The sequence below is a fragment of the Bradyrhizobium sp. 191 genome (assembly GCF_023100985.1).
Lineage (GTDB): Bacteria > Pseudomonadota > Alphaproteobacteria > Rhizobiales > Xanthobacteraceae > Bradyrhizobium > Bradyrhizobium diversitatis.
In genome coordinates this window covers 7133461-7159491 of the sequence record NZ_CP064692.1, presented here as the reverse complement: position 1 = coordinate 7159491, position 26031 = coordinate 7133461, and the positions used below count along the sequence as shown (strand labels likewise).

Genomic DNA, 26031 nt, shown 5'->3' with positions numbered 1-26031 from the left:
GCTGGCGTGGACACCGTCGAGGCGATCGGTTTAGTCGCCCCTGAATACCGGCTTGACCTTGTTGGCGAAAGCCTCGAAGGCGCGCTCGAAATCCGCCGTGGTCATGCACAACGCTTGGGCAACGGCCTCCGCCTCGATCGCCTCCTCCACCGACATCGCCCATTCCATGGCCAGCATCCGCTTGGTCATGGTGTTGGCGAAAGTCGGCCCTTCCGCGATCTGCTTCGCCAGAATTTGCGCCTGGGGCAGCACCTGCTCCGGCGTGACGATGCGGCTGAAGAAGCCCCAGCGCTCGCCCTCTTCCGCGGTCATGAACCGGCCGGTGTAGAGCAGTTCGGAGGCGCGCGACTGCCCGATGATCCGCGGCAGGATTGCGCAGGCCCCCATGTCGCAGCCGGCCAGCCCCACCTTGTTGAACAGGAACGCCACCTTGGCCCCGCTCGCCGCAAGGCGCATGTCAGATGCCATGGCGATGATCGCCCCGGCCCCGGCGCAGATGCCCTCGACCGCAGCCACGATCGGCTGCGGACAGGCCCGCATCGCCTTGACGAGGTCGCCGGTCATTCGAGTGAAGGCGGTCAAGCCCTTCGTGTCCATCTTCACGAGCGGACCGATGATCTCGAACACGTCGCCGCCCGACGAGAAATTGCCGCCGGCACCGCTGACGACGATGGATTTGACCGCATCGTCGAAGGCGCAGGCACGGAAGAAATCGGTCAGCTCCCGATAGCTTTCGAACGTCAGCGGATTCTTTCGTTCGGGGCGATTGAGCGTGACCGTCGCGACGCCATCGACTACAGCCAGCATAAAGTGTTGCGGCGAGTAGTCTGCAAGCGGCACGGTGACGGGATTGGCGGGTCTGCTCATGCGATCTCCTTGGCTTCCTTGTTCCGCGACTGCACCTGGCACGCTAGACCTCCCCCCCGGCCACGGCAATCGCCTGCCCGGTGATTGCGCTCGCGCCTTCACCGCACAGCCAGAGAACCGCGTCTGCCACTTCCTGCGGCGTGATCAGGCGTCCTTGCGGGTTGTGTTTCGCGAGTTCTGCAATGGCTTGCTCGCGCGTCCGCCCCGTCTTCTTCATGATGTTCTCGATACTGCTTGCGACGAGATCGGTGTCGGTGAAGCCGGGACACACCGCATTCACGGTCACATTGCTTCCAGCCATCTCGAGGGCGAGCGAACGCACGAGACCGACTACGGCGTGCTTTGCAGCAGCATACGCGCTGACATAGGCATAGCCCTTGAGCCCGGCCGTGGACGCGACAGCGACGATACGGCCATAGGGGCGGTCCTTCATGCCCGGCAGCACGGCCTGGACGGCATGCACGACGCCCATGAAATTGACGTCCATCATGCGCGCAAAAAGGGCGGCATCCGATTTCGCGAACGGCGCCGATTCGGCGCTGCCTGCATTGGCAATCAGGATGTCGATCGGCTTGCGCGCACTCGCTCCGGCAATGGCGGCTTTCAGGGACGCTTCGTTCGAGACATCAGCGACGGCCGCAAAGTGCGCCGCACCCGCATTGACTACCTCTTCGAGAACCGCCGCGTTCCGGCCAAGCACGGTTACGGTCGCGCCAGCGTCGACGAGAGAAGCAGCGATCGCGCGGCCGATGCCGCGACCGCCGCCGGTCACCAGTGCGTGCGGCGAGTGCGGCAATCCGGACATGCGCTGTCTCCCTCGGATCTCGTGATCGTTCTTCCGATATATTTTAACCTTCAAATTTTTGCAACGAAACCGGCGCTGGCCTCCCGAACACCGCCGCACAGAAGCGGCCCGGAAATTGCTTTAAGTATAAAATTATCTCTTCCCATCCCCTACAGGCCTGTTAGCATCAACGGGCCAAGCAAAAGGATGTCGCGTGTCGCAGCCTGCGCCAATGATAACAAAGGACGGACGCTTCGCCTATGAAGCTGCCGGCGATCCGGGTGCGATGCCCCTGATTTTCCTGCATGGCATTGGCGGCGCGGCGCGAAGCTGGCGGCAGCAACTTGCCACGTTCGGCGACCGCTTCCACACGATCGCATGGGACATGCCGGGCTATGGCGGATCGGCGCCGCTCGCCAGCGTCAGCATCGCTGCCCTGGCCGATGCGCTTCAGCAATTCATCGAACAGCTTGGTGCGGTCAAACCTATTCTGGTCGGCCATTCCATCGGCGGCATGATCGTCCAGAAGTGGCTGGTGCAGTCCCCTAGACTGGCACGAGCGGTCGTGCTGGCGCAGACCAGCCCTGCCTTCGGGAAGGCCGACGGCGATTGGCAGAGATCATTCATCGCGGCACGGCTCGGGCCGCTCGATCGTGGGGAGACCATGAAGTCGCTGGCGCCAACGCTGGTGAAGGAGCTGGTCGGCGATGATCCCGATCCGAACGGGATGGAGCTGGCGCGCGAATGCATGGGAAGCGTGCCAGAGGCAAGCTATCGCGCCATGATGCTGGCCCTCATCGGCTTCGATCAGCGGAGCACGCTTCGGGATATTTCTCTCCCAACACTGCTGCTGTCCGGCTCCAGGGACAACAATGCGCCCGCCCCGATGATGGCAAAGACCGCGACCTATATCCCTGGGGCTGCATATGTCGAGCTCGCCGGCGTAGGCCATCTCGCCAATCTCGAACGCCCTGCCGCCTTTGACGAAGCTCTCGGCGGGTTTCTGAACTCTCTCGCGGCCAAAGCCTAAGGTAACTGCGCGATGACCATGCAAGTCAGCAAGACGATTGGCGCGACCGACAAGGTCGCGCTGGATGCGCCGATCTTCGATCCTGTTGCTTTCCGCCTGAGCGAGGAGCAAGCCGGCATCATTGCACGCGCCCGCGAGATCGGGCAGAGCGTCTTTGCCGGTCGCGCCGCGATCTATGATCGCGAGGCGATCTTCCCGACCGAAAACTATCGCGACTTGCATCGCGTCGGGCTGCTCGGAATCGCAGTCCCCAAGAAGCACGGCGGACTTGGCGCGAACTACCAGACCTATGCCTTGGCTGCCGCCGAGATCGGCCGCTATTGCGGCGCAACCGCGCTCACCTGGAACATGCATGTCTGCTCGACTCTGTGGTCGGGGCCCCTCGCCGACGATCTCGACATGGATACAGAGACGCGCGCGGAGCATGAGCGGCGGCGCGCGGTCCACTACAAGCGCATCGTCGAGGAGGGCGCGATCTATTCGCAACCCTTCTCTGAAGGTGGCGCGGCGGCGGCCGGCGGTATCGCGTTTGGCACGGAAGCGAAGCCGGTTGCGGGGGGCTGGATCGTCAATGGCAAGAAAATCTTTGCCTCGCTCTCCGGCCACGCCGACTACTACGGCGTGCTTTGCACCGAAATCGAAGAAGGCGAGAAGGCCTCGCGCCGCAACACGCTTTACCTCGCAATCCCCGCAAAGTCGCAAGGCGTCTCGGTCGTCGGCGACTGGGACCCACTCGGCATGCGCGGCACGGTCTCGCGGACGCTTCTGTTCAAGGACGTGTTCGTGCCGGAGGATTCTGCGCTGATGCCACGCGGCGTCTATTTCCAGGCAGCTCAGCGCTGGCCGCACATGTTCCTGACGCTGTCGCCGACCTATATGGGCCTCGCACAAGCCGCCTATGACTTCACCGTGCGCTACCTTCGCGGCGAGGTGCCGGGCATGCCGCCGGTCAAGCGGCGGATGTACCCGACCAAGCAGATCGCGGTCGCGCAGATGCAGATCAAGTTGGAGCAGATCAAGGGGATCTGGTTCCAGGCCGTCACCGAAGCCTGCGCCAATCCGAGCAAGGAGCAGGTGCTGCGGGCCTATGCCGCGCAATATTCGGTGATGGAAGGCGCCAATGAGCTCGCCGCACTCGCGATCCGCACCTGCGGCGGTCAGGCCATGCTCAGGTCGCTGCCGCTCGAGCGGATCTATCGCGACAGCCGCTGCGGCTCGCTGATGCTGCCCTGGACCGCCGAGCTCTGCCTCGACCGGATCGGGCGCGAAGCGCTGTACGAGGCCGGTGAAACGGACGACTGACGGTGGACCTCTGCAGCCTGATAGACCGCAATGCGGCGTTCGCTCCAGACAAGACGGCTATTTCCTTCGAAGGGACGCGGCTGAGCTATGCGGCATTCGCCGCACGCATCGAACGGACAGCAGCCGCCTTGAAGCAGGAGCTTGGTGTCGGCCGCGGCGACCGCGTCGCAATTCTGAGCCTGAACCGACCCGATTATCTGGTGCTGCTCTATGCGTGCGCGCGGCTCGGGGCTATCCTGGTGCCACTGAACTGGCGACTGGCTATCGCCGAGCAGCTGTTCATTCTCAGCGATGCCGGCGCCAAGGTTCTTGTGCTTGAGCAAGCCTTTGAGGGACTTCTTTCCACGCTCGCGCAGTCCGCACCGGGGACTGCCGTCGTCGGCCTCGATTTCGCACCACCCGGCGGCACAACGCTCGAAGGCCTGCTGGCCAGGTGCGACGGCACCAGCCGAAACCCGCACACCGATCTCTCGTGTCCGCTGCTGATCGTCTACACGTCGGGGACGACCGGGCGCCCGAAAGGCGCGGTACTGCGCCAGGAGGCGCTGTTCTGGAACGGCGTCATGAGCCAGCACATGCACAACATGACGTCCGACGACCACGTGCTGACCGTGCTGCCGTTCTTCCACGTCGGCGGCCTCAACATCCAGACCACGCCGGCGCTCCAACTGGGCGCGACGGTCACGATCCATGCGCGCTTTGCGCCGGATACCGCGCTTGCGGCCATCGAACAGGAGCGGCCGACGCTCACGGTGCTGGTGCCAGCGATCATCCAGGCGGTGAGCGAGCATCCCGCCTGGGCGACCGCCGACCTTTCGTCGCTCAAGGCCGTCGCAACAGGCTCGACCATCGTGCCTCCACACCTGATCGAGCGTTTTGTCGCGCGCGATGTCCCGGTGCTTCAGGTCTACGGCTCGACCGAGACCTGCCCGATCGCAATCTACACGAGGCTCGGCGGCGATCTTTCGCGCGTGGGATCGACCGGCCTTGCCGGCCTGTGCTGTGAAGCCAAAGTGATCGATCAGGCTGGCAATGAGATGCCGGCGGGCACACCGGGCGAGATCGCGGTGCGCGGGCCCAACGTGTTCTTTGAATATTGGGGCAACGAGGCCGCAACGCGCGATGCCTTGCATGACGGCTGGTATCGCACCGGCGATATCGGCCTGTGCGATGCTGACGGCCATTTCTGGGTTCGCGACCGCAAGAAGAACATGATCATTTCAGGCGGAGAAAACGTCTACCCGGCCGAGGTCGAGCGCGTCCTGCTCGAACATCCTGATGTCAGCGAATGCGCCGTGATCGGCCGGCCCGATCCGCGCTGGGACGAGGTGCCGATCGCCTATGTCATTGCGAGATCCGGTTGCCGGCTCGAGGCCGACGAATTGAGGACGCATCTTCAGGCGCAACTCGCGCGCTACAAGGTTCCGCGCGAAATCGTCTTCGTCACCGATCTGCCGCGGACGGCGCTCGGCAAGGTCCAGCATTTCCTGCTGAAGCAGCTTGATACGCAGTCGCGCGCGCAAGGAGAAGCATCTTGAAGATTGCGGTTCTGGGTGGGGGGAACGGCTCTTTCGCGGCCGCGGGCGATTTTGCACTGTCGGGACAAGAGGTGCGGCTTTGGCGCCGCGATGCCGATCAGGTCGCGGCACATCGTACCGCGGGCGCGCGCATCCTGGTCAAGGATCACAACGGCCGCCACGACGTGAAGCTCGCGCTGGTCACGACCGACATCGCCGAAGCCGTCAACGGCACGGAGCTGATCCTGTGCCCCGCCCCTGCCTTCGCACAGCCGGATATCGCCCACCTGCTCGCCCCGCATCTGCGAGACGGCCACGTCGTGTTTCTGCCGCCGGCGACATTCGGCTCGATGATCTTCGCCCAGGCGGCGCGGGATGCCGGCAACCACGCCAAGGCAAGCTTTGCTGAGACCGGCACGCTGCCGTGGCTGACCCGCAAGCACGGACCATTCGAGGTCGCGATCACCATCCGCGCCAAGCGATTGCCAGTCGGTGTGTTCCCGTTCGACCAGGCGCCTCACGCACTCGATGTCATCGGACGTGCCTTCCCGGGCGTGATCGAGCCGTGTGGAGACGCGCTGTCCGGAGCGCTCATGAATGCAGGACCCATCATCCATCCGCCACTGATCGTGATGAATGCCGGCCCGATCGAGCATTTCGAACGTTGGGACATTCACAAGGAAGGCACGCAAGCCGCGATCCGCCGGGTTACCGACGCGCTCGACGCCGAGCGGATCGCGGTGCGGGAGGCGCTCGGCTACGGCGCACCGCATTTCCCGCTCGCTCATCACTACGCGAAAGAAGGCGAGATCTGGATGTATGGCCGGGGCTCGCACGACCGGCTGACCGATTCCGGCGACTGGCGCGAATGGATCGTGCTGACCGAACACCGCTACATGCGCGAGGATCTGCGGCTCGGGCTGTCTCTGCTAGTGTCCGTCGCCGATCTGGCTGGTGTGGCCACGCCGCTCGCCAGAGCGTTCCTGTCGATAGGTGGCGCGGTCTGCGGGGAGGATTTTGCGCAAGGTGGCCGGACGCTCGAGACGCTAGGGCTCGGCAATCTCAGGAAGGCCGAATTGCAGACGCTGCTTCGCAATGGATTTTGATCGATGACCAAGCGCGCCAACATCGTCTGTCTAGGCGCCGGCCGCATGGGGCGCGGCATCGCCGTCGCGTTCGCCTATGCAGGCCACAGGGTCACGATGATCGATATCAAGGCGCGTTCCGCGGAGGATTTCACCAGGCTGGAAACGGACGCGCTCGGTGAAGTCAGGAAGACCTTCGCCAGCCTGTCGAAGCTGGGGCTCTTGGCTGAGGCGGATGTCGATCCGCTCATCGCGCGCGTCTCGGTCGTCGCGGCCGCCGGACGCGATGCGGCACTGGCCGAGGCCGGCATGGTCTTCGAAGGCGTACCCGAGGTGGTCGAGCTCAAGCGCGAGGTATTGGCGGCAGCGTCAAGCCAAGTCGGCCCGGATACGATCATTGCATCGACGACATCGACAATCCTCGTCGACGATCTCTCGGGCGCGATCGTGAACCCTCGCCGCTTCCTCAATGTGCATTGGCTCAATCCAGCCTATTTGATTCCGCTGGTCGAAATCTCGGCCGGCAAGGCCACCGATCCGGCCGTCATCGACGATGTCAAGGCATTGCTCGAGGGCATCGGCAAGGTACCGGTGGTCTGCGCCGCCACACCGGGTTTCATCGTCCCCCGCATCCAGGCGCTGGCAATGAACGAGGCCGCGCGCATGGTCGAAGAAGGCGTCGCCAGCGCCGAAGAGATCGACAAGGCGATCCGCTATGGCTTCGGCTTCCGCTATGCCGTGCTCGGGCTGCTCGAATTCATCGACTGGGGCGGCGGCGACATCCTGTACTATGCAAGCCGCTATCTCGAAGGCGCACTCGGGAGCGAGCGCTATCGCGCGCCGGACGTCATTACACGCAACATGCATGAAGGCCGGATCGGCCTGCGCACGGGCGCTGGTTTTCTCGATTATTCCGAGCTCGACATCGACGCCTATCGCGCGAAGCGGCTCCAGGCCATGGTAGACCTGCTCCGGCATTTCGGACTGGCGCGCCCCCCGGTGCTCGACCGCAACTAGCCGAAGACGTCCTGGAGCGCGCCCTCCCGGACCACCGCAACGCCGTCGAGTTCGATCGTCGTCCCCATCATCGGCAGGTCGAAATGTCCTGCCGTGTAGCGCCCCGCGAATTCATTCGCTCCGGTCGAGAACAGGAAATTGCCGGAGACGGCCCGAATCTCGGTGCCGTTGGTGTCGCGCTGGTCGTACATCGACAGCGCCTCATAGCGCGCGCCCGGATTCATGCCGAAGCCGACGTGCGACACGGCGTAGGCTTCGCGATCGCCCCAGGCGGCGAGATAGGCACGCATCATCGCAGCATCCGTGCCCTCGCCTTCCAGCTCGACGACATAGTCGTCCTTCAACGTCATCTTCACAGCAGACGTCAGGTAGCGCTTGAAAGTGAGATTGATGTCGCCGGGCGCCATCACCAGCGTACCGTTGATGCTGCCGCTCTTGGGGAAACTGACGACAATGCCGCCTGGCCAATGCGCCAGCGTTCCGGGTTTGTCGGTCCAGCCCCACACACCGACCGTGGAGGCGCCGACCATGTCGATGTCGAGCGCCGTTCCGGCCTTCGACGTCACCCGCATCCGCTTGGTCCCGCGTAGCATCTTCGCCGCGGCGCGAACACGCTTCTCGAGCGCAGGATCCGGCACCATCCGTTCCAGCGCCTCGGGATGCTCGTTGGAGATCACCAGGATCCGCGCGCCAGCTTTGAGTATCTCAGGCGTCTCCACCGCGTGCATCAGGCCCTCGATGGTGCAATCCACCACGAAACCGGCCTGCTGCAGCGCGCTGATCACCGGTCCTAGGCGCTGGATCGCCTCGCTCGCTCCGGTCGAACGAACCGGAACGATATTCCGGTTACGCGGCGTCGGCATCACCACATGAAACGGCCGCGCTCCCATTCGCAGCAGGGCAAGCTCCGCCAGATGCACGTTCAACGTACGCGACTGGGTTTCCGAGAGGATCGCCGCGGTATCTCCGGCCTTGACGGCACATCGCTCGAATATCTCGCAGAATGCATCAATCCATTTTGCTTCGATGCGATCGGCCAGCATGGTTCTCTCCCGGTCTTCAGAGTTCTTGTTTGTTACGCTTCAGGGAAGCCCCGGAGCAAGTACGAGCGCAGCGCTCCCAGCAGGCCGTTCAGGATCAGCCCCAGCAGCGAGATCGTGATCAGGGGCACGAACATATCGACGGCCTGGAAGGTTCGGGCCGCCGTCACAAGTGCATGGCCCAATCCGTCCGTCGACGTGATCATCTCGGCCAGAAACACCACGATGCAGGAAATGACAAGGCCGATTCGGCATCCCGTCAGGATCGACGGCATCGCGGCCGGCAGCACCACCTTGAAGAGGATTTCATAGCGCGGCGTTCCTGCCGCCATGGCCGACCAGATCAGCTTCTGCTCGACGGTCGATGCACCGTAATAGGTGGAGAGCAGAATGGGAAACAAGGCGTCCGCGGCGACCAACGTGATCTTCGATCCGTGGCCGAACCCGAGCAGGAGCAGGAGCGCCGGATAGAGGGCAACCTTGGGCAACGGCGCCAATACGCGGACGATAGGACGGACCACGGCGTTGATCGCAGGGTTGGCGGCAGCCGCGATACCGATGCTCACGCCTAGCACGACCGCAATCGCGAACCCCGCAAACAGCCGGATCAGCGTTGCCGCGATCTCCTGCTGAAACGCGAACGTCACGAGCTGCTGAAGCAGCCGGCCGAAGACGAACCCCGGCGGCGGCAGCAAGACCGCGGGCGCAAAGCCGAATGACACCAAGCCCTGCCATACCGCGATCACCAGCACGATCGGGGCAATCCCAAGAAAGACGTTTGGGGAGAAAAAGCGCGACATCATGAGAAGCTCAGCGGCATGTCGAACTGCGGTTCGGACCAACGCACAAGTCTGGCACGAGCCCTTTCGAAAAGCGCGTCGAGGAAAATTCCCATCGCCCCCACGATGATGATCATCGCAAAGACGGTGTCGTATTGGCCCATGTCGAGCGCATTGAACAGGATATTGCCGGCGCCCGACTGACGGGCGATCATCTCACTGGTGATCATCGTGATCAGCGCCAGCACCAACCCTGTGCGGCACCCGGTCAGAATTTCCGGCAGCGCCGCGGGCAGCACGATCCGCACTAGGCGTTGTGCGGGCGAAAGCCCCATCGCGGCACCTGACCACAGCATCTTCTCCTCGACCGCCTTGGCACCCTCGAAGCTGTGGTAGATCACGGGGAGGCTGACGCCCAGAAAGATCACCAGTGTCTTGGTGACGTCTCCAACGCCCAGCCAAAGCATGATAATCGGCATCAAGGCGGCCTTCGGCACCGGATAAATCACCATCAGGAGCGGATTGAAGAAGGCCGCGACGCCCCGGCTGCGTCCCATCAACAGCCCCAGTGGAATCGAAACCAGCACCGCTACACCGAACCCGATCGCCATGCGGCGAAGCGAAGCAAGGATGTTGAGCAGGGACTCCTTGTCGCCGAGAATGTCCGGAATTGCCCGGACCGCCTCAATCGCCGTCGGGAAGCTGTCGTTCTTCAGCGCCAGCGAGGCAACCTGCCACACCGCCAGCAATCCGATGCAGGCCAGTACCGGAGCAGCCCGTTTGGTCAACGCAGCCGGTGTCATCATGAGACAGGCCCGGCTTCGTCGCTCTCATCGAACATGCGCTCGATATCGACGACGTACTTCTGATAGCGCGGGTCGAGCAACAACTCGTTGCGGCGGCGCGGCCGCGGCAGATCGATGTCGATGACTTGCCGGATGCGCCCAGGTGATTTCGACATCATGACGACCTTGTCCGAGAGGAAGACGGCCTCATCGACCGAATGAGTGACGAACAGCACCGTCTTGCGGTCGCGCTCCCAGATGGTCAGAAGATCGTTCTGCAGGCGCGTCCGGGTGTGCGCGTCGAGCGCACCGAACGGCTCGTCCATCAGCAGAACTTCGGGATGGTAGGCGAGCGTGCGCGCCAGCGCCACGCGTTGCTTCATGCCGCCAGAAAGCTCTTTCGGATAGAAGTTCTCGTAGCCCTTGAGGCCGACCATCTCGATCAGAGCCCGGCTCTGCGCTTCGGCCTCGGCGGTGCGCACACCTTGCTGGCGTGGGCCATACATCACATTGCCCAGCACGGTCTTCCAAGGAAACAGGGCGAACTCCTGGAACACGGGTCCGCGATCCGGACCGGGCCCGGTAATCGCATGTCCCTTGATCTTCGCCATGCCGCTGGTCGGGCTGACAAAGCCGCCAACGATATAGAGCAGTGTCGACTTGCCGCAGCCGGATGGACCGAGAATTGAGACGAAGGCGCCCTCCTCGATCGTCAGCGAGATATCCGACAGCGCCAAATGATCCTTGCGCGCCGAGGTCTGAAAGACCTGCGAGACGCGATCGATCTCGATGATTGCGGAAGCCGGCTCTTGTGATGTCACCGGTCTCATCCATTCGCTCGATCTCGCAGCCACTACCGTCATCCCGTATCTCGTCTCACTCGCGCGAACATTCAGCAGCACGAGCTTAGCAAGAAACCTGCCAGACAGGCCGTCGCCTTCGCACACGTGCGGTGCGTCATTCGAACCACGGCCATTCTGCCGGGCCTTCATGCGTAACGGCTCCGCCCGGCGCTTGGCCGACCAGCCGCGCATATTTTGCGAGCGCACCTGCACGGTGACGCGGCGGGCGTTGCTTCCAATCGCGCCGCCGCGCGGTGAACTCCTGCTCGTCGAGCAGCACGTCCATCCGCCGATTTGCGGCATCGATCCGGATCCTGTCGCCGTCGCGAACAAGCGCCAATGGACCGCCAACAAACGCCTCGGGAGACACGTAGCCGATGCACATGCCGCGGGTCGCCCCCGAGAACCGCCCGTCGGTGATCAGGGCAACTTTTTCGCCCATGCCCTGTCCGTAGATCAGCGCGGTGACGCCGAGCATCTCACGCATGCCGGGGCCGCCGACCGGCCCTTCGTTGCGGATCACGAGGACCTCGCCCGCCTTGTAGCTGCGGTCGCGAACCGCTTTGACGCAGGCTTCCTCATCCTCGAAAACACGCGCGACGCCCTCGAAGAACTGGCTCTTCAAACCGGCAACCTTGATCACCGCACCGTCCGGACAGAGGTTGCCCTTCAGAACTGCAACGCCCCCATCTGGCATGATAGGCGCACGAGACGCGTAAACGACCTCGCCATCGGGAGCATTGGCCGCATCATATTCTTCGGCAAGCGTTCGGCCCGTGATGGTGATGCAGCTGCCATCGATATGCCCGCTCTGGATCAGCTCGCGGATGACCACCGCCGCGCCGCCGATGTCGTAGACATCTTTCGCCGTGTATTTGCCCCCTGGCCGCAGATTTCCGATCAGCGGCGTCCTGGCAAATACCTCGCCCACATCGTCGATCGCGAATGCAATGCCGGCCTCGTTCGCGATGGCAGGAAGGTGCAACGCGGCGTTAGTCGAGCCGCCCGTCGCGGCCACGATCGCCGCGCCGTTCTCCAGGGATTTGCGCGTCACGATATCGCGCGGCAGCGGTCCACCACGCCCCAGCATCTCCATGATCAGCCGTCCGGCACGCCGCGAGATCTGCGCACGCTCAGCGTAGACACCGGGCACCATCGAAACGTTTGGAATGGTCAGGCCCATCGCCTCCGACACCATTCCCATGGTATTCGCGGTGAACTGGCCGGCGCACGCGCCGATCGTCGGCAAGCAGGCGCGCTCGATCCGCTCGAGCGTAGCGCCGTCGATCTCACCGGTCATGAAGCTGCCGACGGCCTCATAGGAGTCCAGCACCGTCAACGTGCGACCGTCCACGCGGCCCGGCAGCGAGCTGCCGCCATAGATGAAAATGGACGGCACATTGCAGCGAACCATACCCATCATCACGCCGGGAAGCGTCTTGTCGCATCCGCCATATCCGATCAGCGCATCGTAGGCCAGCCCATGCACGACGGCTTCGATCGAATCGGCGATCAGCTCCCGCGAGAACAGGGAGAACTTCATCCCCTCGTGGTTCATGCTGATGCCGTCGGAGACCGACACGGTCGAGAATTCGCGTGGTGTGCCGCCGGCTTCCTCGATGCCTGTCTTGGCCGCGGCGACCTGGAAATCGTGGGTCATGTTGCAGGGCGTCTGCTCGCCCTTCATGCTGACGATGCCTACCATCGGCTTGGCGATCGCAGCGTCGTCCAGCCCCATGGCGCGCATGAATGCACGATGCGGGGCCCGGTCAAGCCCGTTTGTGGTGACGCGTGATCGCAACTTCTTCATATGTGCATCTTCTTCATTCAGCGTCCCGGATGATCCGGAACGCTGCGGTCTCACGCACGATCGTTCGTCCGCTTCTATTCCAGCGGAGCGACGATCGTCTGATGCTTGAATTGCGCGACATCCAACTTGGGCAGCATTCCTGTCTCTGCATAGATATCCAGCATCTTCTGGATCGCGGGGAAGTTTGGTGCTGCGCCTGGATCGCGACCGAAATCATTGTCCTTGAGCAGATAGGTCTCGAGCACCGGAACGGGCGCCTTCAGCACCTCCGATACGACCTTCAGGGTCTCTTCGCGGTTCGCCAGCGCCTTCTTCATTCCTGACGTGATGTCGCGGACATAGGCTTTGACCAGCTCCGGATTCTTGTCGACGAAATCGGCACGGCAGGCTTCCAGGATGTGCACGATGTTCGGCATGGCCTGGGACAGCGAGAACAGCTTCCTTGTGCCGCCCTTGGCCTCCGCGCGTGCGGCAAACGGCTGGTTCATGTTGACCGCATCAACGCGGCCTTGGCGCAGCGCGTCCTCGGAAACTGCAAAGCCGACCTCGACCAGCTTGATGTCCTTGGCCGGATCGACGCCATTCTGCTTCAAGAGCAGGTTGAATGGCCCTTGCGTGCCGCCACCGATCACGGAAATGCCGACCGTTTTGCCCTTGAGATCGGCGATCGTCTTGATGGGCGAGTCATCCTTGACGGCCCAATAGACCGAGAAACCGCCAGGCTTTTCGAAGACGTGTTGCGCGACGATATAGGCCTTGAGATTGCCGCCGACCACGCCATTGGAGAGCGACAGTGGCGCCTGCGTCGCGCAGTCCAGCGCGCCGGCCGCCAATGCCTGCGTCATCGGCGCGGTGCCCTGGAATTGGGTCCATTCGACGTTGTAGGTCTTGCCGATGCTGGGAAACTCGGCCGGCCTGCGCATCATCCAGTACTTGGATTCCTCGGCCGGGATCGTCCAGCCGACGCGGATCGTCTGCTGCCCCCATGACGGGCTTGCCGCTGCACTCACGGCTGCTGCCGCCCCCAAAGCCAGGATCCATTTCGAAACGGTTCGCATCGTACCCACTCCGCTGCTCCGGCGCCGACAGGCGCCCCCAACCCGACCTCCTCAAATGTTTCATGGTTCAAACAATCAGGCAAGCCATGCAAGCCGGGAGGTTTTGCCGTCGGATGCACAATGTATGGTAAAGGGGCCGTCGCATTGCGACAGAAGGAGGCAACCTATGGCTGATGAGAGCAAGGCAAACCCGCAAGGCACCGAGAGGCTCGGCTATCTCGGCCTTGGGCTCATGGGCACGCCGATGACCCGACGCCTGCTCAAGGCCGGCTATCAGGTCGCTGTCTGGAACCGCTCGGAGGGCAAGGTGGCGCCGCTCGCCGAGGCCGGCGCCAAGCGCGCGGTCACGCCTCGTGATCTCCTGGTGAACTCGGATATCATCTTCATGTGCGTGACCGATGCGGCCGCGGTCGAGGAAGTGATCTTCGGGCTCGAAGGTCTGGCAGCGGCACCCGGCGCGGGCAAGCTTGTCGTCGACTTCTCGTCCATACATCCCGACGCGGCGCGCGATCTTGCAACGCGACTGAGAGACGCGAACGGTGCAGGCTGGATCGATGCGCCCGTGTCCGGGGGCACGAAGGGCGCCGAGGAAGGCACGCTCGCCATCATGGCGGGCGGGGAAGCTGGCGACATCGAAAGGGTGCGGCCTTATGTGCTGGCCATGGCGCGCAGGTTCACTCACATGGGCCCGATCGGAGCCGGCCAGACCACGAAGCTGTGTAACCAGGTGATCGTCGGATGCGCGATGGCCGTCCTCGCGGAAGCGACGCGCCTTGCCGTGAATGCCGGAATCGATGCCAACCGGTTGCCCGAAGCACTCGCCGGCGGCTTTGCGGATTCCATTCCGCTCCAGCTGTTCGTGCCGCGGATGGTCCAGGGCATTCACAACCCACCGCTCGGTCACATCGCCACGATGCTCAAGGACCTCGATACGGTCGCCGATGTCGCACAGGCGACGTCGACGCCAGTGCCGATGGCCACCCTTGCCGGACAACTTTTCAGGCTGGCGAAAGCCGCGCGAGGTGCGGAAGCGGACGCCCTGGAAATCTACAAGCTATCGGCGCCGGAACGCCAGGCTGTCTAGGCGACCTGAAGCGCGTTACGGCGCCTTCTTGCGTTCATCGTCGGCCATGAAGCGGCCGAACACCCCCCGTGCGAAGAGCAGCGGCTCCTTCGCATTGTAGGTGTAGGCCTCGACCGCGCCGAGAAAGATCACGTGGTCGCCGCCATAGTAGCGATTCACGGAGCGGCATTGAAAGTTGGCAACGCTCTCGGCGAGTACCGGCGCGTTGCCGAGGCCCGGCGCCCAGTCCACGCCGGTGAACTTGTCGTCCGATGATTTTGCGAATTTGTTCGCAAGCGCCTGTTGCGAAGCACCAAGCACGTTGACGGTGAAATGGCTGGCGTTCTGGAAGATGGTCAGGCTCGAGGAATAGACGACGAGGCTCCACAGAACCAGCGGTGGGTTCAGAGAGACCGACGCAAACGAATTGCACGTCAGTCCGTAGGGCTTGCCGTCAGGCGCTGCCGCCGTGATGATCGTGACGCCCGTTGCATAGGTTCCGAGCGCGTTGCGAAAATCGCGGGGATCGATCAGCGAGCTGTCGCTCGCGAACTCGTTGGCGGGATCAGGAGCGCGGGGCTGCTTCGGCAGATCATTCATCGGCCGGCCTCACAGCGTCAGATTCTCGGACGGCAGGCCGAGTGCCACTCGTCCATAATTGGTCCCGGCCGCATCGAAGTTGAACGCGAGATGCGAGTTGATCGCGTGCGCGTCGCGGAACTGCCGCTGCAACATGCCACTTGTGAACAGACCACGCGCGCCACTCGCGGCAAACAGCATCGAGACCGAGTCCGTGCACAAGTTCACTGAGAAAGATCCGTCGCGCCGGTATCTGGTCTTGGTCGCCATGTCAGGGATATGGCCGCGCCGAGCGTCCGTCATGGCATCGAGGCAGGCCGACCGCATGATCAGGCGTGCGGCATCGATCTTCGCCGATGCCTCCGCGATCTTGATCTGCGTGCTTTGAAAATCGCTCAGCTTGGCACGATTGTAGGTTGAAATGCGATGACGCGCGACCTCTGTGTAATCGTCGAGGCATGCCTGCGCATTCCCCAGCGCGACGCCGGAGAGAACGTATGGGAAGAGCGAGAACACGGGTAACGCATACAGCGGATTCGGATTGACCTTGCTTCCCGGTGTCGGGCCACCTGAGAGGTCACCGACAGCGACTGTCATGTAGTCGGCCACGAAAGCGTCCCGGACTTCGACGTCGCAAGATCCCGTCCCGCGCAATCCTGCGACATTCCAGGTGTCCAGCACCGTGTAATCGCCCTTCGGCAGCAGGAAGATTCGATACTCGATGCCGTCCGCCTCGTCCTCGGAGTAGACCACGCTTGCCAGCATGTTCCATTCGCAGGAGGCAACCCCCGAGGAGAACGGCCAGCTTCCGTGCAACCGGTATCCACCCGCGACCCGCGTAGCGCGTCCGGCGGGAAAAATGAACGAGGATGCGATTAGCGCGTCCGGATCACTGCCCCAGACCAGATCCTGCGCTTTCTGCTCGAACATGCCGAGCATCCAATGATGGCTCGCCAGGTTGGCGAGATTCCAGGCTACCGACGCATCCGCGTGCCCGAGCAGCTCGGCGCAATCGACGAGGGCGACATAGTCGAGCTCGGCGCCGCCGATCCTGGCCGGCTGGAGCATCCGGAACAGGCCGGCGTCATGGAGATCCTTTTCGGTCTCCGGCGGAAGACGCCGCAGCTCCTCCGTCCGTGCGGCGCGCTCGCGTACTCGCGGCAGGAGCGCCCGAGCCTTCGCAATCATTGCCGCATAGACTTCTCCGCCGTCTTGCTGTCCGGTGGGCTGAGTCATGCGCGGCTCCTGACCGAGCGCCATTCGAGTCCCTCGCTTTCACACATTTATGCGGCGAGACCCTCGCTAAATCAAGCCGAGGCAAGGTCCTCAAGCCGGCGTCGGAGGCTTGGCCGAGCCAAAGGCGCCCTTCTCGGCAAATTGGGCGATGCGACGTTCGTCGTAACCGAGCGTATCATGCAGGACCTGCTTCGTATGCTGGCCCAACAGAGGTGCCGCAACGGGATCGATCGCGCCGGTCATGCCCATGGCAATCGGTGGCTCGATGTTTGGCACCCACTCCGCTGTCGGGTGCGGAATCCGGTTCAAGCGATGGCGCTCCCGCGCCTCGGGCGCATTGAACCCCTCCTCGACCGTGCGGAGGTAGCCGACCGGAATATTGGCCAGCTTCATCTTCGCCATCCAGTTCTCGAGCGTATCGCTTGCAAAGACCTCTGCAATGGCTGCCCGCAACAGCTCCTTGTTTTCCGAACGCGCCTTGCGCGTGGCAAACTGCGGATCGGTGATGAGATCGGGTCGGTTCAGGACCTCCACCACGAGCCGGCGGTAGAGCCGGTCGTTGGCGCAGGCCATGTAGAGCGGCCCGTCGGAGGCCTCATAGACGCCGACGGTCGGAGACCCGCTCGGCGAATTGCCGAACCGGCCAGGGTTTTCGCCGTTGATGAGATAGGCCATGCCGTAGAAGCCGGTCATCCCCATCGCAACGTCGAACAGGGCGACTTCGACATGCTGGCCGCGGCCGAGCCGGTCCCGCGCCAGCAGCGCCATCAGGATAGCGTTGCAGGCGGACATCCCCGTCGCCATGTCGACGATGGGCGGGCCGGTACGGACCGCCGGGCCGTCGGCAAATCCGTTGAGCGACATGAAGCCGCTTTCCGCCTGGGTGATGGGATCGAAGCCGGGCCGCGAAGCAAACGGGCCGGTGCGTCCATAGGCGGAGATCGAGCAATAGACCAGCCGCGGGTTGAGCGGCGCGACCGACTCATAGTCGAGCCCGAACTTCTTCATCACTCCGCTCGAAAAGTTCTCCACGACCACATCTGCCTTGCGGATCAGATCCAGCGCGATCTCTCGGGCCTCCGGCACGGCAAGGTCGAGCGCAATGCCGCGCTTGTTGCGGTTCAGGCTGAGATAGGCAGCGCTTTCGCCGCCAATCTCGGCATGCTCATAGGCGCGCGTGTCGTCGCCGCCGTCGGGATTTTCGATCTTGATGACGTGGGCGCCATAATCGGCGAGCGTCTGGGTGCAGGCCGGGCCGGCGACCACGCGCGTGAAATCGACGACCAGCAGACCATCGAGCGCGGTCGGCCCTCCAGTCCCTCGCGACGAACGCACCGGCAATTGAGGCTTGGTGGGCATGATAGCGCTCCCTTACATCGGCTTATGGCCGCCGAATTTCCCGCAAGAGCGAACTTAAAGCCCGGCATGGTCGACTTCGCAAGTGCTTCGCCCGCATCGCCCAAATACGCAAAAAGGGCCCGGCAGCCATCAGGCTACCGGGCCCTTCGATATTCCTGGCACATAGGCTGCGTGACGTCTCGCACCGGCTATTCACCGTTGCCACGTTCCGCATTACGGGAAAACCCCGCCCCATTCTCTCAGCGGAGCCACTTTCGCCAGTAAAGCGTGTGCGACCAGGCCCACGGCAATTCGGGTTCATAGAGCCGATAGCCCGCCTGGATGAAATTATTGGCAGATATCGGATTGTCCGTCGTATCGGAAACGATGCTCTCCCATCGTGCACTCGTCCACCCGCAGCGAGCCCAACAACACTCGGAAGAGAGCACCACCTTTAAGTTCTTCGGGGGACGATCGGAGGGAGATCCGACACGTCTTCGAATAACATGCCCCCTCAGGCTCGCCGACCTCCACGCACCCTTTAGAGTTCGGTCACATATGACACATTGTTTCGCCGATGACGGGCCAAGGGGCTTTCAATGCTCCAGCCGACGCACCGCGTCACCAGCCACCGCCATCCTCCTCCTTCGGAGGCGCGTCCATTGTCTTCCGTCCGAGAAACAGATCGGATCGCGGTTGCTTCAACAGCTCGCGGCATTCGCGCGCGATCCGCAGCATGTGTTCGGCCCGCTCGCGCCCGGCGGGCAACGGCCGATGGATGCGCACCTGTGCTCGCTTCGCTAGCAGGCAAGAGCGCGCCTGCTCTCTCAACCACCGCGTCCACGGACGAGAGACTGGCCGATCATGTCGTGCAACCGATCCGACGTCGCCTTTGTTCAAAAGTGAACTCAGAAATCGCGACGCCGCAAGATGAGTAAGCGGCTCAAATGGCTGAACTTGCACTCGAAAATTTAATCTGCGGATGTATCAAATGATGTGACTCGCCTTCGCCGGAAGCGTAACCTTGGTCCATCACCGCAAGGCCCGTGGCATTCATCGGTGATGAGAACGCCAGTTGCGCTCCCGCCACACCCCAACGAGGGAGCAGCGCCATGCTGACACGGCGTCGGTTCAAGCAGACCAGAACCCTGAACGAAAGACTCGCTGACGAAGCCGCTCGCTGTCGCGAGGAGGCACGCACGCTGGCGCCGGGGCGCCGCCGCGAGAGGCTGCTGCGCCAGGTGCGGCAGGACGAGACCGCCATGCAGATCGAGACGTGGCTGCGCTCGCCCGGCCTGAGGGCGCCGACATGATGCAGCAATATCGCGCTTATCTCGTCGGCGAGAACGGCGTCTTCCGCTCCGCTGAAGCATTCGAAGCCCCGTCCGATTCCTCCGCGCTGGCCGTTGCGAAGCAGTTCACGCGGCTGGGCAAGGTCGAAGTCTGGCAGCTCGGCCGCAAGGTCGCCGTGCTGGAGTCCGAGCAGTCTCGGCCGCCGCTGCCCGAGCCATCACGCCCCATGCTGACGCGTCAATGATCGCGTGACCGGGATCGCGACGTGAGATCTTCGATCTCGAAGCAGAACTTCACCTGCATGACGGGGCCGCCGGCGTCGCGAACGTCGATCGCCATCTCCTGTCGGCCGCCCGAGACCTGCGCGGAGAGCACCGCATCGCGCGCCATGTCGGCGACCGACTTGGCGGCCTCGGCCTGAACCGCGCGCGGGCCGGACAATTCCAGCCCCTCCTCGTCCAGCGCAATTCCGTTCTCGTCGCGAAGGTCGAAGTAGTATCGGGGCATTGTTGCATCCTCCGCCGTAATAGGCCGAGCGGCGGACAAAGGTTTCCAGCGGGACGAAAATATTCGCTTGGGATCAAAGGGTTTCGGGAACGGAGCGCGCAGGTTCAGCCGGGACCGGAGTACGCCAGCTCGCGCGCTCGCCTCTCACTCCTCCGCAAGCTTGCGCTCGATATAGGCGTCCACGGTCTCGGCGAACGAGCGCTGCACGCCGACCGCGGCATCGTGCTGGTCGAGCGCGTCGCGCTGGAGCACGCGCAGGCCGCGCCCGCGGGCGCTCGCCGGCGCCGTGTTCAGGAACTCATCGATGGCGCCCCTGGCGAGCGGAATGGCCTTGGGATCGCCCTTTGCGATCAGGAGCCGCAACAGGCTCTGGCATTCGGCAAGGCCCGGCATGGCTTCTCTCACCTTTGCTGCGATTTCGGCTTCGGCCGCTTGACCGGCTGGGTATGGGTGCCGAACAGCGCCAGCAAGAACGCGACTTCTTCCTTCGAACCGATCTGGATCATGATTGTCTCTCCTGTTCGCTTTGTTTGGTCGGGGCCCGGAGCCGAGCAGTTCAGGACAATCGGGTTTCAGCACTGTTTCAGGCGTGTTTCGTCGAGGTCATCCGCACGGCCCCGCCTGTTTGCGTCCTCAAAATCAAAGCCCGCGACGGATTGCTCCGCGCGGGCTTTCATCGATCGCGCTGTTGCCTCGGGAGGCGCCGAAGCCCTGGCGGGACCACGGCCACCGCGCCTTCCGTCTCAGTGCATGTGACCGATTAGGTAGGCGCGCCGCCAAGAAGGATCACAGCGGGATGGCCCGAAGCAAAAGCACAGGCATTTCCTCAGTGCGAGGTGCAGACCTTGACGGTCTTCATGCCGGCCTCGGCTTCAGACCTGGTCTTGTAAACGGTGTCGCCGCTGACGACGGTCGTTTCCGTTGTCGTCGGCTTGGACTCGGTGATGGTGCACTTCTTGGTCTTGACGTCCTGCACCACGTAGAACGATTGCGCAAATGCGGGAGCCGCAACTGACGTCAGCACGGCGGCTGCAATGATCGCTTTGATATTCATCGTGTCCTCCTCCGGCAGCCTGATCATCAGGCCTGTCATCTACAAACAGGACAAATTGCCACTTGTTCCCGGTCTGGGATTCGAACCAACCGGCACCGACCGCGTTGGTGCGCCAACAGGAGGCTTCGATGTTGGACATGCGGCTCGTGACAACTTCTCTGGCGATGCTGATCGCGCTGCCGGCCGGAGCAGTAGCAGAGCCCGTCAAGGACCAGGCCGCGCCTGTTGTTCAAAGCTCCGCCGAAGCCCGCCCCATCCGCGTCATACTCCCAGCGCCCTGGGAGGCCACGAGGAGCCAAGGCGAGCCTGTGAAGTCTTCAAAGTAGCAGTCTGCTGGCGAACGTCCCTGCGGCGGTCGAGCGAAGGCCACGGCTCGCTCGACATTGCCGAGCAAACCGCCGCTGCAAACTCCACCAGCGTATTAGCAACCAATTCGAATCTCGCATGTTGTCGCCGGCACAATCACTTGCAGGAGACAAAAGCATGTCACGTCTAACTATGCTGGCCGCAACCCTGTTGCTGCTCGGCGCGGTCCCCGCGGGCGCACAGTCGCAGCCGGCGCAAAGCGGGCCCGGAAACAACGCCGTCAACAGCTCGGACCAGAACAACTCAAATGCGCCGGTCGCCGGCCGCAACAGCTTCACAGAGGGACAGGCGAAATCGCGGATCGAGGACGCGGGATATTCCAACGTCTCCGGCCTGCAGAAGGACAACGAAGGCGTCTGGCGCGGCAAGGCCGACAAGGCCGGCACCAAGACCGATGTCAGCGTCGACTTTCAAGGCAACGTCAATCCCGCCAAGTAGGAGGAATTAGCATGACGACAACCATTTCCCGTCTCTACGACAATTATTCCGATGCGGAGCAGGCTGTCAGGCGGCTCGAAAACGCCGGCGTACCGCACTCCGACATCAGCATCGTCGCCAACAATTCGGACAATTGGTACGGCTCGTCGTCCGGCAAGGTCGACCGTGACCGCGACGGCACCGACGATCGCGCCGAAGGCGCCGGAACGGGTGCCGGCATCGGCGCCGGCCTCGGCGGCGCGGCAGGCTTGCTCGCCGGTCTCGGCCTGCTGGCGATCCCTGGCCTCGGGCCCGTCGTCGCCGCCGGCTGGCTCGCCGCGACCGCAGTCGGTGCGGCAGCCGGCGCGGCAACGGGCGGCATCGTAGGCGCCCTGACGGAAGCCGGCGTCTCCAGGGAGGATGCATCGCTCTATGCCGAGGGCGTTCGCCGTGGCGGCACGCTGGTGTCGGCAAGGGTCCCGGACCAGGATCGCTCACGCCTCGATGCGCTTCTGCACGAGAGGTCCGTGAACCTGCAGGATCGCAGCTCGGCCTGGAAGAAATCCGGCTGGACCGATTTCGATGCCGCCAGTCCGCCGCTCGCTCCCGACGACATCCGCCGCGAGCGCGAACTGTACGGCGCGGGCGGTCGGCGATAGGCCGGTAGCAGGCCCAACACGACAAAGGCCCCGCGACGCGGGGCCTTTGTTTCAGATCGAACGCCGGTCATCATTGCGACGCCGGCACTGTCCGATGGTCTCATCCTGCCAGTGTTTTGCCCGACGGGTCAAACTTTATCTTAAATGCAGCAAAGCGGATTCGGCGAAACGAAATCTCTTCGCGTCATGCTGGGACATGTCGCCTGGACGGGGCAAGCCGGGAGATCGTCAATGTACTACGTCGCCGCTGCATTGCTGGTGCTGTCGGGACTGTTCTATTCCGCGAGTCGTCATGAGCTCGGCCAATTCGGAGCGGACGTGTGCAGCTACGGCGGCACGTTCTGCGACAATCCGGTGGTGCTCTTCACCGGCGCGGCGCTGGCCGCAGCCTGGGGCATGTTCGTCAGCGTGAAGTAGACGACCCGGGCCGCTTCATCCGAGACTCAGTTTGGTTTTCCCCCGCCGGTTGCGAGTTGCGGACCGGGCGAACTTTCGAGACGTCTTGCGATGCTGGCAATCTACCCCTGTTTTGCCCGACGGAGCAAGTGCATTTAGTATTATCAGAAATATTCGCGCTGGCGCGGCAGGAACCTATGTTCCCTCATTCGCATTTGTCAGGCACACGCCAAGCACCCCTTGCGAGGTCCCCCCGTTCATGCGCGACAGCGCCCTCACCCCGGCGAAATCCGCGCCGACGCTGCTACAAAGGCTGGGGCCGGGCCTCGTCACCGGAGCTGCCGACGACGATCCGTCCGGCATCGCCACCTATTCGCAGGCCGGCGCGCAATTCGGCTACGGGCTGCTCTGGACCGTATTCCTGACCACGCCGTTCATGATCGCGATCCAGCTCGTCAGCGCGCGGATCGGCCGCGTCACCGGCAAGGGGCTCGCCGCCAACGTCATGCAGATCGCGCCGCGCTGGGCGGTGCTGGCGCTCGTCGCCATGCTCGTTGCCGCGAACACGTTCAACATCGCCGCCGACATCGCCGCGATGGCCGAGGCGCTCTCGCTCGTCATCGGCGGCCTCAACCACGAGCACGCGCTGATCTTCGCGGCCGGCTCGACCCTGCTCCAGGTGTTCCTGCCCTATCGGCGCTATTCGCCGGTGCTGAAATTCCTCACCCTGGCGCTGTTCGCCTATGTCGCGACCGCCTTCACCGTCAATATCCCGTGGAGCACGGCGCTGCTCGCCGCGGTGTGGCCGGAGGCGAATGTCAGCGGCGACTATTTCATGATGGTGGTCGCCGTGCTCGGCACCACGATCAGCCCCTATCTGTTCTTCTGGCAGGCCTCGCAGGAGGTGGAGGAGATGAACCAGGGCCAGCGCGACAAGCCGCTTCGCGAGCTCAAGCGCGGCGGCGATCCGGAGCTCGCGCGCATCAGGGCCGACACCATCTCCGGCATGCTGCTGTCCAACGGCATCGCCTTCTTCATCATCCTCACCACGGCCTCGGTCCTGCATGCCAACGGCATCACTCACATCAATTCGGCGACCGAAGCGGCCGAAGCGCTGCGGCCGCTCGCCGGGGATTTCACCTTCGCCCTGTTTGCGATCGGCATCATCGGCACGGGCCTGCTCGCCATCCCGGTGCTGGCGGGCTCGGCCGCCTACGGCGTCGCGGAGATCTTCGGCTGGCGTGCCACGCTGGAGGCCAAGCCGGACCAAGCGGTCGGCTTCTACACCATCATCGCGGCGGCAACCCTCATCGGCTTCGGCCTCGGCTTCACCGGAATCGACTCGATCCACATGCTGGTGTGGAGCGCAGTGCTCAACGGCATCGTTGCCGTCCCCATCATGGCCATGATGATGCTGATCGTCTCGAGCCGCGTGATCATGGGCCGCTTCAGGGCCCGCTCATGGCTGATCGCGCTGGGCTGGCTCGGCACTGCGCTGATGGCGCTGGCCGTCCTCGCCCTGCTCGTCTCTTCGGTGGTTGGCTGACGAGACAGGCGAAAGCGCCGCCGGGACGCGGTCGCTGGCTCATCGATGCGCCCTTCACGCCGGTCCTCGGTTGGCCTAACAATGCGCTCCGCGCCCGGATCGAGCCACAAAGAAGAAGCCCGGGCGACAGGGAGCGACATGAGCAAATCATCAAAAGCAACAAGCCTCGAGATCCTTGCCTGCGATGCCGGCTGGAGAAACTATCATTTCGTCAAGCTGACGACCGAGGACAGCATCGTCGGCTGGAGCGAATTCGACGAGGGTTTCGGCTCGCCCGGCGTTAGCGCCGCCATCCAGCGCCTCTCGGCCCGTGTCATCGGGCAGAACGTCTTCCAGCACGAGCGCGTCTTTGCCGAATTGTTCGGAGCGACGCGTCCCGCCGCCGGCGGCGTGGTGGCGCAAGCCCTCGGTGCGATCGAGAATGCGCTGCTCGATGCCAAGGCGAAGTCTCTCGGCGTCCCCTGCTACGAGCTGCTCGGCGGCAAGATCCGCGACCGTATCCGGGTCTACTGGTCGCATTGCGCCACATGGCGCATCAATCACCCATCCTGGTACAAGCCGCCGATCGAAAGTCTCGACGGCGTCAAGGCGATGGGGCGCGAGGTCCGCGAGAAGAAGTTCACCGCGCTCAAGACCAACATCTTTTCCTATGACGACGGCAAGCCGACCGGCTGGCGTCCCGGCTTCGGCTCACCCTTCGCGCCCGAGATCAACGTCGACCGCAAGATCCTGCGCGACCTGCATATGCATCTGGAGGCGATCCGCGACGGCGCGGGTCCTGACGTCGACATCCTGCTGGATTGCAACTTCAACGCCAAGACCGAAGGCTATCTGAAGATCCTGCGCGCCATTGCCGACCTCGACATGTTCTGGGTCGAGATCGACAGCTTCAGTCCGGAAGCCCTCGGTTATATCCGAAGGCAGAGCCCGCACCCGATCTCATCCTGCGAGACGCTGCTTTCCTTGCGGGAATTCCTGCCCTATTTCCACGAGCAGGCGATGGACGTCGCGATCATCGACACGCCCTGGAACGGCGTCTGGCAATCGATGAAGATCGCGAGCGCGGCGGAAGCCTTCGAGGTCAACGTCGCCCCGCACAATTTCTACGGTCATCTCTGCTCGATGATGAACGCACATTTCTGTGCCGCGGTGCCGAACCTGCGCATCATGGAGATCGACATCGATCGTCTGTCCTGGGACCACGAGCTGTTCACGCATGCGCCGGAGATTCAGGACGGCCATCTGATCGTCCCGGACCGGCCCGGCTGGGGCACCGAGCCCAACGAGGTCGCCTTGCGCGCGCACCCGCCGAAGACGAGCGGGGGGCTCCTCAATTACGGCCGCAAGAGCTGAGAGCTACGGCGTCACGGGATTGACGGTCGGGGACGTCTTCGGCCCCGGCCGTGCCGGCTCGACCGGTGACTTCGGTTCGGTCGGAATTACGGCGGCGCCCGCGGCGCGCGCCGCTTCTCCCGTGGTCGCGTACATCGCGACATGGGCGGGCTGGGTCTTGGCGCGGCTCCACGGCCCGTGGTCGACGATCAGCATTGCCGCAATCGTCACACCCGCCACGATCAGCGCGATCACACCGGGATGCCGAAGGGCGGTGGAAATGGAGTTTGCGAAACGACCACTCGTCATTGAAGGATCCGCCATTTTCC

The 26031-nt window shown here is 63.4% G+C and carries 28 protein-coding genes and 1 pseudogene; 13 read left to right on the top strand and 16 right to left on the bottom strand.

What is annotated here, in order from left to right:
* Window positions 1-30 precede the first annotated feature (30 nt).
* Window positions 31-867 carry an enoyl-CoA hydratase family protein gene (locus IVB23_RS33580; protein ID WP_131871000.1) on the bottom strand — a complete coding sequence of 279 codons (837 nt, stop codon included), beginning with the start codon at window positions 865-867 and terminating at the stop codon, window positions 31-33.
* Between the two features lie 43 nt (window positions 868-910).
* Complete coding sequence (locus IVB23_RS33575) at window positions 911-1672, bottom strand: SDR family oxidoreductase (RefSeq protein WP_247801385.1); 762 nt, start codon at window positions 1670-1672, stop codon at window positions 911-913.
* Window positions 1673-1883: 211 nt separating this feature from the next.
* On the opposite strand from IVB23_RS33575, the gene IVB23_RS33570 reads away from it, so the two are divergent.
* From IVB23_RS33570 to IVB23_RS33550, 5 genes are read left to right on the top strand one after another with little or no spacing between them, the layout of a single operon-like run.
* A complete protein-coding gene (locus IVB23_RS33570) occupies window positions 1884-2681 on the top strand; it encodes an alpha/beta fold hydrolase (protein ID WP_247801384.1) in 798 nt (265 codons plus the stop codon).
* A 12-nt stretch (window positions 2682-2693) separates the two neighbouring features.
* Window positions 2694-3983, top strand: coding sequence for an acyl-CoA dehydrogenase family protein (locus tag IVB23_RS33565; RefSeq protein WP_247801383.1), 1290 nt, complete (start codon window positions 2694-2696; stop codon window positions 3981-3983).
* Between the two features lie 2 nt (window positions 3984-3985).
* Window positions 3986-5521, top strand: a complete 1536-nt coding sequence (locus tag IVB23_RS33560) for a long-chain fatty acid--CoA ligase (RefSeq protein WP_247801382.1) — start codon at window positions 3986-3988, stop codon at window positions 5519-5521.
* A complete protein-coding gene (locus IVB23_RS33555) occupies window positions 5518-6606 on the top strand; it encodes an NAD/NADP-dependent octopine/nopaline dehydrogenase family protein (protein WP_247801381.1) in 1089 nt (362 codons plus the stop codon). Before IVB23_RS33560 ends, IVB23_RS33555 begins: the two co-directional genes overlap by 4 nt.
* A gap of 3 nt (window positions 6607-6609) precedes the next feature.
* A complete protein-coding gene (locus tag IVB23_RS33550; RefSeq protein WP_247801380.1) occupies window positions 6610-7602 on the top strand; it encodes a 3-hydroxybutyryl-CoA dehydrogenase in 993 nt (330 codons plus the stop codon).
* Here the strand turns inward: IVB23_RS33550 and IVB23_RS33545 are convergent.
* The 6 genes from IVB23_RS33545 to IVB23_RS33520 all read right to left on the bottom strand — a co-directional run bounded on the left by IVB23_RS33545 (window position 7599) and on the right by IVB23_RS33520 (window position 13916).
* On the bottom strand, window positions 7599-8645 hold the full coding sequence (locus IVB23_RS33545; RefSeq protein ID WP_247801379.1) for a peptidase M29: 1047 nt from the start codon (window positions 8643-8645) through the stop codon (window positions 7599-7601). The two genes, IVB23_RS33550 and IVB23_RS33545, sit on opposite strands and share 4 nt — an antisense overlap.
* Window positions 8646-8677: 32 nt before the next feature.
* A complete protein-coding gene (locus IVB23_RS33540; RefSeq protein ID WP_028180297.1) occupies window positions 8678-9445 on the bottom strand; it encodes an ABC transporter permease subunit in 768 nt (255 codons plus the stop codon).
* On the bottom strand, window positions 9442-10227 hold the full coding sequence (locus IVB23_RS33535; protein WP_247801378.1) for an ABC transporter permease: 786 nt from the start codon (window positions 10225-10227) through the stop codon (window positions 9442-9444). The genes IVB23_RS33540 and IVB23_RS33535 overlap by 4 nt, the downstream gene beginning before the upstream one ends.
* Window positions 10224-11036, bottom strand: a complete 813-nt coding sequence (locus IVB23_RS33530; protein ID WP_245311933.1) for an ABC transporter ATP-binding protein — start codon at window positions 11034-11036, stop codon at window positions 10224-10226. Before IVB23_RS33530 ends, IVB23_RS33535 begins: the two co-directional genes overlap by 4 nt.
* 127 nt (window positions 11037-11163) lie before the next feature.
* Window positions 11164-12858, bottom strand: a complete 1695-nt coding sequence (ilvD, locus tag IVB23_RS33525; protein ID WP_247801377.1) for a dihydroxy-acid dehydratase — start codon at window positions 12856-12858, stop codon at window positions 11164-11166.
* 74 nt (window positions 12859-12932) lie between these two features.
* Window positions 12933-13916, bottom strand: a complete 984-nt coding sequence (locus IVB23_RS33520) for an ABC transporter substrate-binding protein (RefSeq protein ID WP_061877910.1) — start codon at window positions 13914-13916, stop codon at window positions 12933-12935.
* A 166-nt stretch (window positions 13917-14082) separates the two neighbouring features.
* Between IVB23_RS33520 and IVB23_RS33515 the strand changes: the two genes are divergently transcribed.
* Window positions 14083-15000 carry an NAD(P)-dependent oxidoreductase gene (locus IVB23_RS33515; RefSeq protein ID WP_061877909.1) on the top strand — a complete coding sequence of 306 codons (918 nt, stop codon included), beginning with the start codon at window positions 14083-14085 and terminating at the stop codon, window positions 14998-15000.
* Window positions 15001-15015: 15 nt separating this feature from the next.
* Here IVB23_RS33515 and IVB23_RS33510 read toward each other — a convergent pair whose 3' ends face one another.
* From IVB23_RS33510 to IVB23_RS33495, 4 genes and pseudogenes are all read right to left on the bottom strand, one after another.
* Window positions 15016-15579, bottom strand: a complete 564-nt coding sequence (locus IVB23_RS33510; RefSeq protein WP_061877908.1) for a flavin reductase family protein — start codon at window positions 15577-15579, stop codon at window positions 15016-15018.
* 9 nt (window positions 15580-15588) lie between these two features.
* Window positions 15589-16794 carry an acyl-CoA dehydrogenase family protein gene (locus IVB23_RS33505; RefSeq protein WP_245311932.1) on the bottom strand — a complete coding sequence of 402 codons (1206 nt, stop codon included), beginning with the start codon at window positions 16792-16794 and terminating at the stop codon, window positions 15589-15591.
* Window positions 16795-16884: 90 nt separating this feature from the next.
* Window positions 16885-18153, bottom strand: a complete 1269-nt coding sequence (locus tag IVB23_RS33500; RefSeq protein ID WP_197966984.1) for a CoA transferase — start codon at window positions 18151-18153, stop codon at window positions 16885-16887.
* 239 nt (window positions 18154-18392) lie between these two features.
* Window positions 18393-18530: pseudogene (locus IVB23_RS33495) on the bottom strand (GNAT family N-acetyltransferase); the annotation flags it as partial.
* A 714-nt stretch (window positions 18531-19244) separates the two neighbouring features.
* Here IVB23_RS33495 and IVB23_RS33490 point away from each other — a divergent pair.
* Both IVB23_RS33490 and IVB23_RS33485 read left to right on the top strand, forming a co-directional pair.
* Entirely contained in the window at window positions 19245-19445 is a 201-nt protein-coding gene (locus IVB23_RS33490) for a hypothetical protein (RefSeq protein WP_247801376.1), read from the top strand.
* Window positions 19409-19669 carry a hypothetical protein gene (locus IVB23_RS33485; protein WP_245311931.1) on the top strand — a complete coding sequence of 87 codons (261 nt, stop codon included), beginning with the start codon at window positions 19409-19411 and terminating at the stop codon, window positions 19667-19669. The genes IVB23_RS33490 and IVB23_RS33485 overlap by 37 nt, the downstream gene beginning before the upstream one ends.
* On the opposite strand, the gene IVB23_RS33480 is transcribed toward IVB23_RS33485, so the two are convergent.
* The 3 genes from IVB23_RS33480 to IVB23_RS33470 all read right to left on the bottom strand — a co-directional run bounded on the left by IVB23_RS33480 (window position 19663) and on the right by IVB23_RS33470 (window position 20986).
* A complete protein-coding gene (locus IVB23_RS33480) occupies window positions 19663-19932 on the bottom strand; it encodes a hypothetical protein (protein ID WP_197966986.1) in 270 nt (89 codons plus the stop codon). The genes IVB23_RS33485 and IVB23_RS33480 overlap by 7 nt on opposite strands.
* A 144-nt stretch (window positions 19933-20076) precedes the next feature.
* On the bottom strand, window positions 20077-20325 hold the full coding sequence (locus IVB23_RS33475; protein ID WP_061877902.1) for a hypothetical protein: 249 nt from the start codon (window positions 20323-20325) through the stop codon (window positions 20077-20079).
* Between the two features lie 433 nt (window positions 20326-20758).
* The gene (locus IVB23_RS33470) at window positions 20759-20986 is read right to left on the bottom strand and encodes a hypothetical protein (protein WP_197966987.1); all 228 of its coding nucleotides are present in this window, start codon (window positions 20984-20986) and stop codon (window positions 20759-20761) included.
* 483 nt (window positions 20987-21469) lie between these two features.
* Between IVB23_RS33470 and IVB23_RS33465 the strand changes: the two genes are divergently transcribed.
* From IVB23_RS33465 to IVB23_RS33445, 5 genes are all read left to right on the top strand, one after another.
* Window positions 21470-21790, top strand: a complete 321-nt coding sequence (locus IVB23_RS33465; RefSeq protein ID WP_247801375.1) for a hypothetical protein — start codon at window positions 21470-21472, stop codon at window positions 21788-21790.
* Between the two features lie 11 nt (window positions 21791-21801).
* Window positions 21802-22428, top strand: coding sequence for a general stress protein (locus IVB23_RS33460; protein WP_197966988.1), 627 nt, complete (start codon window positions 21802-21804; stop codon window positions 22426-22428).
* 231 nt (window positions 22429-22659) lie between these two features.
* Window positions 22660-22845, top strand: coding sequence for a hypothetical protein (locus IVB23_RS33455; RefSeq protein ID WP_035676373.1), 186 nt, complete (start codon window positions 22660-22662; stop codon window positions 22843-22845).
* Window positions 22846-23083: 238 nt separating this feature from the next.
* Complete coding sequence (locus IVB23_RS33450; RefSeq protein WP_247801374.1) at window positions 23084-24370, top strand: divalent metal cation transporter; 1287 nt, start codon at window positions 23084-23086, stop codon at window positions 24368-24370.
* A gap of 138 nt (window positions 24371-24508) precedes the next feature.
* A complete protein-coding gene (locus IVB23_RS33445; protein WP_247801373.1) occupies window positions 24509-25723 on the top strand; it encodes a mandelate racemase/muconate lactonizing enzyme family protein in 1215 nt (404 codons plus the stop codon).
* Between the two features lie 3 nt (window positions 25724-25726).
* Here IVB23_RS33445 and IVB23_RS33440 read toward each other — a convergent pair whose 3' ends face one another.
* Window positions 25727-26011 carry a hypothetical protein gene (locus IVB23_RS33440; RefSeq protein WP_061877895.1) on the bottom strand — a complete coding sequence of 95 codons (285 nt, stop codon included), beginning with the start codon at window positions 26009-26011 and terminating at the stop codon, window positions 25727-25729.
* Window positions 26012-26031 lie beyond the last annotated feature (20 nt).

Excerpts from the sequence above, each read along its gene's own strand:
- IVB23_RS33580 (WP_131871000.1), bottom strand. The coding sequence starts at position 867 with ATGAGCAGACCCGCCAATCCCGTCACCGTGCCGCTTGCAGACTACTCG.
- IVB23_RS33575 (WP_247801385.1), bottom strand. The coding sequence starts at position 1,672 with ATGTCCGGATTGCCGCACTCGCCGCACGCACTGGTGACCGGCGGCGGT.
- IVB23_RS33570 (WP_247801384.1), top strand. The coding sequence starts at position 1,884 with ATGATAACAAAGGACGGACGCTTCGCCTATGAAGCTGCCGGCGATCCG.
- IVB23_RS33565 (WP_247801383.1), top strand. The coding sequence starts at position 2,694 with ATGACCATGCAAGTCAGCAAGACGATTGGCGCGACCGACAAGGTCGCG.
- IVB23_RS33550 (WP_247801380.1), top strand. The coding sequence starts at position 6,610 with ATGACCAAGCGCGCCAACATCGTCTGTCTAGGCGCCGGCCGCATGGGG.
- IVB23_RS33545 (WP_247801379.1), bottom strand. The coding sequence starts at position 8,645 with ATGCTGGCCGATCGCATCGAAGCAAAATGGATTGATGCATTCTGCGAG.
- IVB23_RS33540 (WP_028180297.1), bottom strand. The coding sequence starts at position 9,445 with ATGATGTCGCGCTTTTTCTCCCCAAACGTCTTTCTTGGGATTGCCCCG.
- IVB23_RS33535 (WP_247801378.1), bottom strand. The coding sequence starts at position 10,227 with ATGATGACACCGGCTGCGTTGACCAAACGGGCTGCTCCGGTACTGGCC.
- IVB23_RS33530 (WP_245311933.1), bottom strand. The coding sequence starts at position 11,036 with ATGAGACCGGTGACATCACAAGAGCCGGCTTCCGCAATCATCGAGATC.
- ilvD (WP_247801377.1), bottom strand. The coding sequence starts at position 12,858 with ATGAAGAAGTTGCGATCACGCGTCACCACAAACGGGCTTGACCGGGCC.
- IVB23_RS33520 (WP_061877910.1), bottom strand. The coding sequence starts at position 13,916 with ATGCGAACCGTTTCGAAATGGATCCTGGCTTTGGGGGCGGCAGCAGCC.
- IVB23_RS33515 (WP_061877909.1), top strand. The coding sequence starts at position 14,083 with ATGGCTGATGAGAGCAAGGCAAACCCGCAAGGCACCGAGAGGCTCGGC.
- IVB23_RS33510 (WP_061877908.1), bottom strand. The coding sequence starts at position 15,579 with ATGAATGATCTGCCGAAGCAGCCCCGCGCTCCTGATCCCGCCAACGAG.
- IVB23_RS33505 (WP_245311932.1), bottom strand. The coding sequence starts at position 16,794 with ATGACTCAGCCCACCGGACAGCAAGACGGCGGAGAAGTCTATGCGGCA.
- IVB23_RS33500 (WP_197966984.1), bottom strand. The coding sequence starts at position 18,153 with ATGCCCACCAAGCCTCAATTGCCGGTGCGTTCGTCGCGAGGGACTGGA.
- IVB23_RS33490 (WP_247801376.1), top strand. The coding sequence starts at position 19,245 with ATGCTGACACGGCGTCGGTTCAAGCAGACCAGAACCCTGAACGAAAGA.
- IVB23_RS33480 (WP_197966986.1), bottom strand. The coding sequence starts at position 19,932 with ATGCCCCGATACTACTTCGACCTTCGCGACGAGAACGGAATTGCGCTG.
- IVB23_RS33475 (WP_061877902.1), bottom strand. The coding sequence starts at position 20,325 with ATGCCGGGCCTTGCCGAATGCCAGAGCCTGTTGCGGCTCCTGATCGCA.
- IVB23_RS33470 (WP_197966987.1), bottom strand. The coding sequence starts at position 20,986 with ATGAATATCAAAGCGATCATTGCAGCCGCCGTGCTGACGTCAGTTGCG.
- IVB23_RS33465 (WP_247801375.1), top strand. The coding sequence starts at position 21,470 with ATGTCACGTCTAACTATGCTGGCCGCAACCCTGTTGCTGCTCGGCGCG.
- IVB23_RS33460 (WP_197966988.1), top strand. The coding sequence starts at position 21,802 with ATGACGACAACCATTTCCCGTCTCTACGACAATTATTCCGATGCGGAG.
- IVB23_RS33455 (WP_035676373.1), top strand. The coding sequence starts at position 22,660 with ATGTACTACGTCGCCGCTGCATTGCTGGTGCTGTCGGGACTGTTCTAT.
- IVB23_RS33450 (WP_247801374.1), top strand. The coding sequence starts at position 23,084 with ATGCGCGACAGCGCCCTCACCCCGGCGAAATCCGCGCCGACGCTGCTA.
- IVB23_RS33445 (WP_247801373.1), top strand. The coding sequence starts at position 24,509 with ATGAGCAAATCATCAAAAGCAACAAGCCTCGAGATCCTTGCCTGCGAT.
- IVB23_RS33440 (WP_061877895.1), bottom strand. The coding sequence starts at position 26,011 with ATGACGAGTGGTCGTTTCGCAAACTCCATTTCCACCGCCCTTCGGCAT.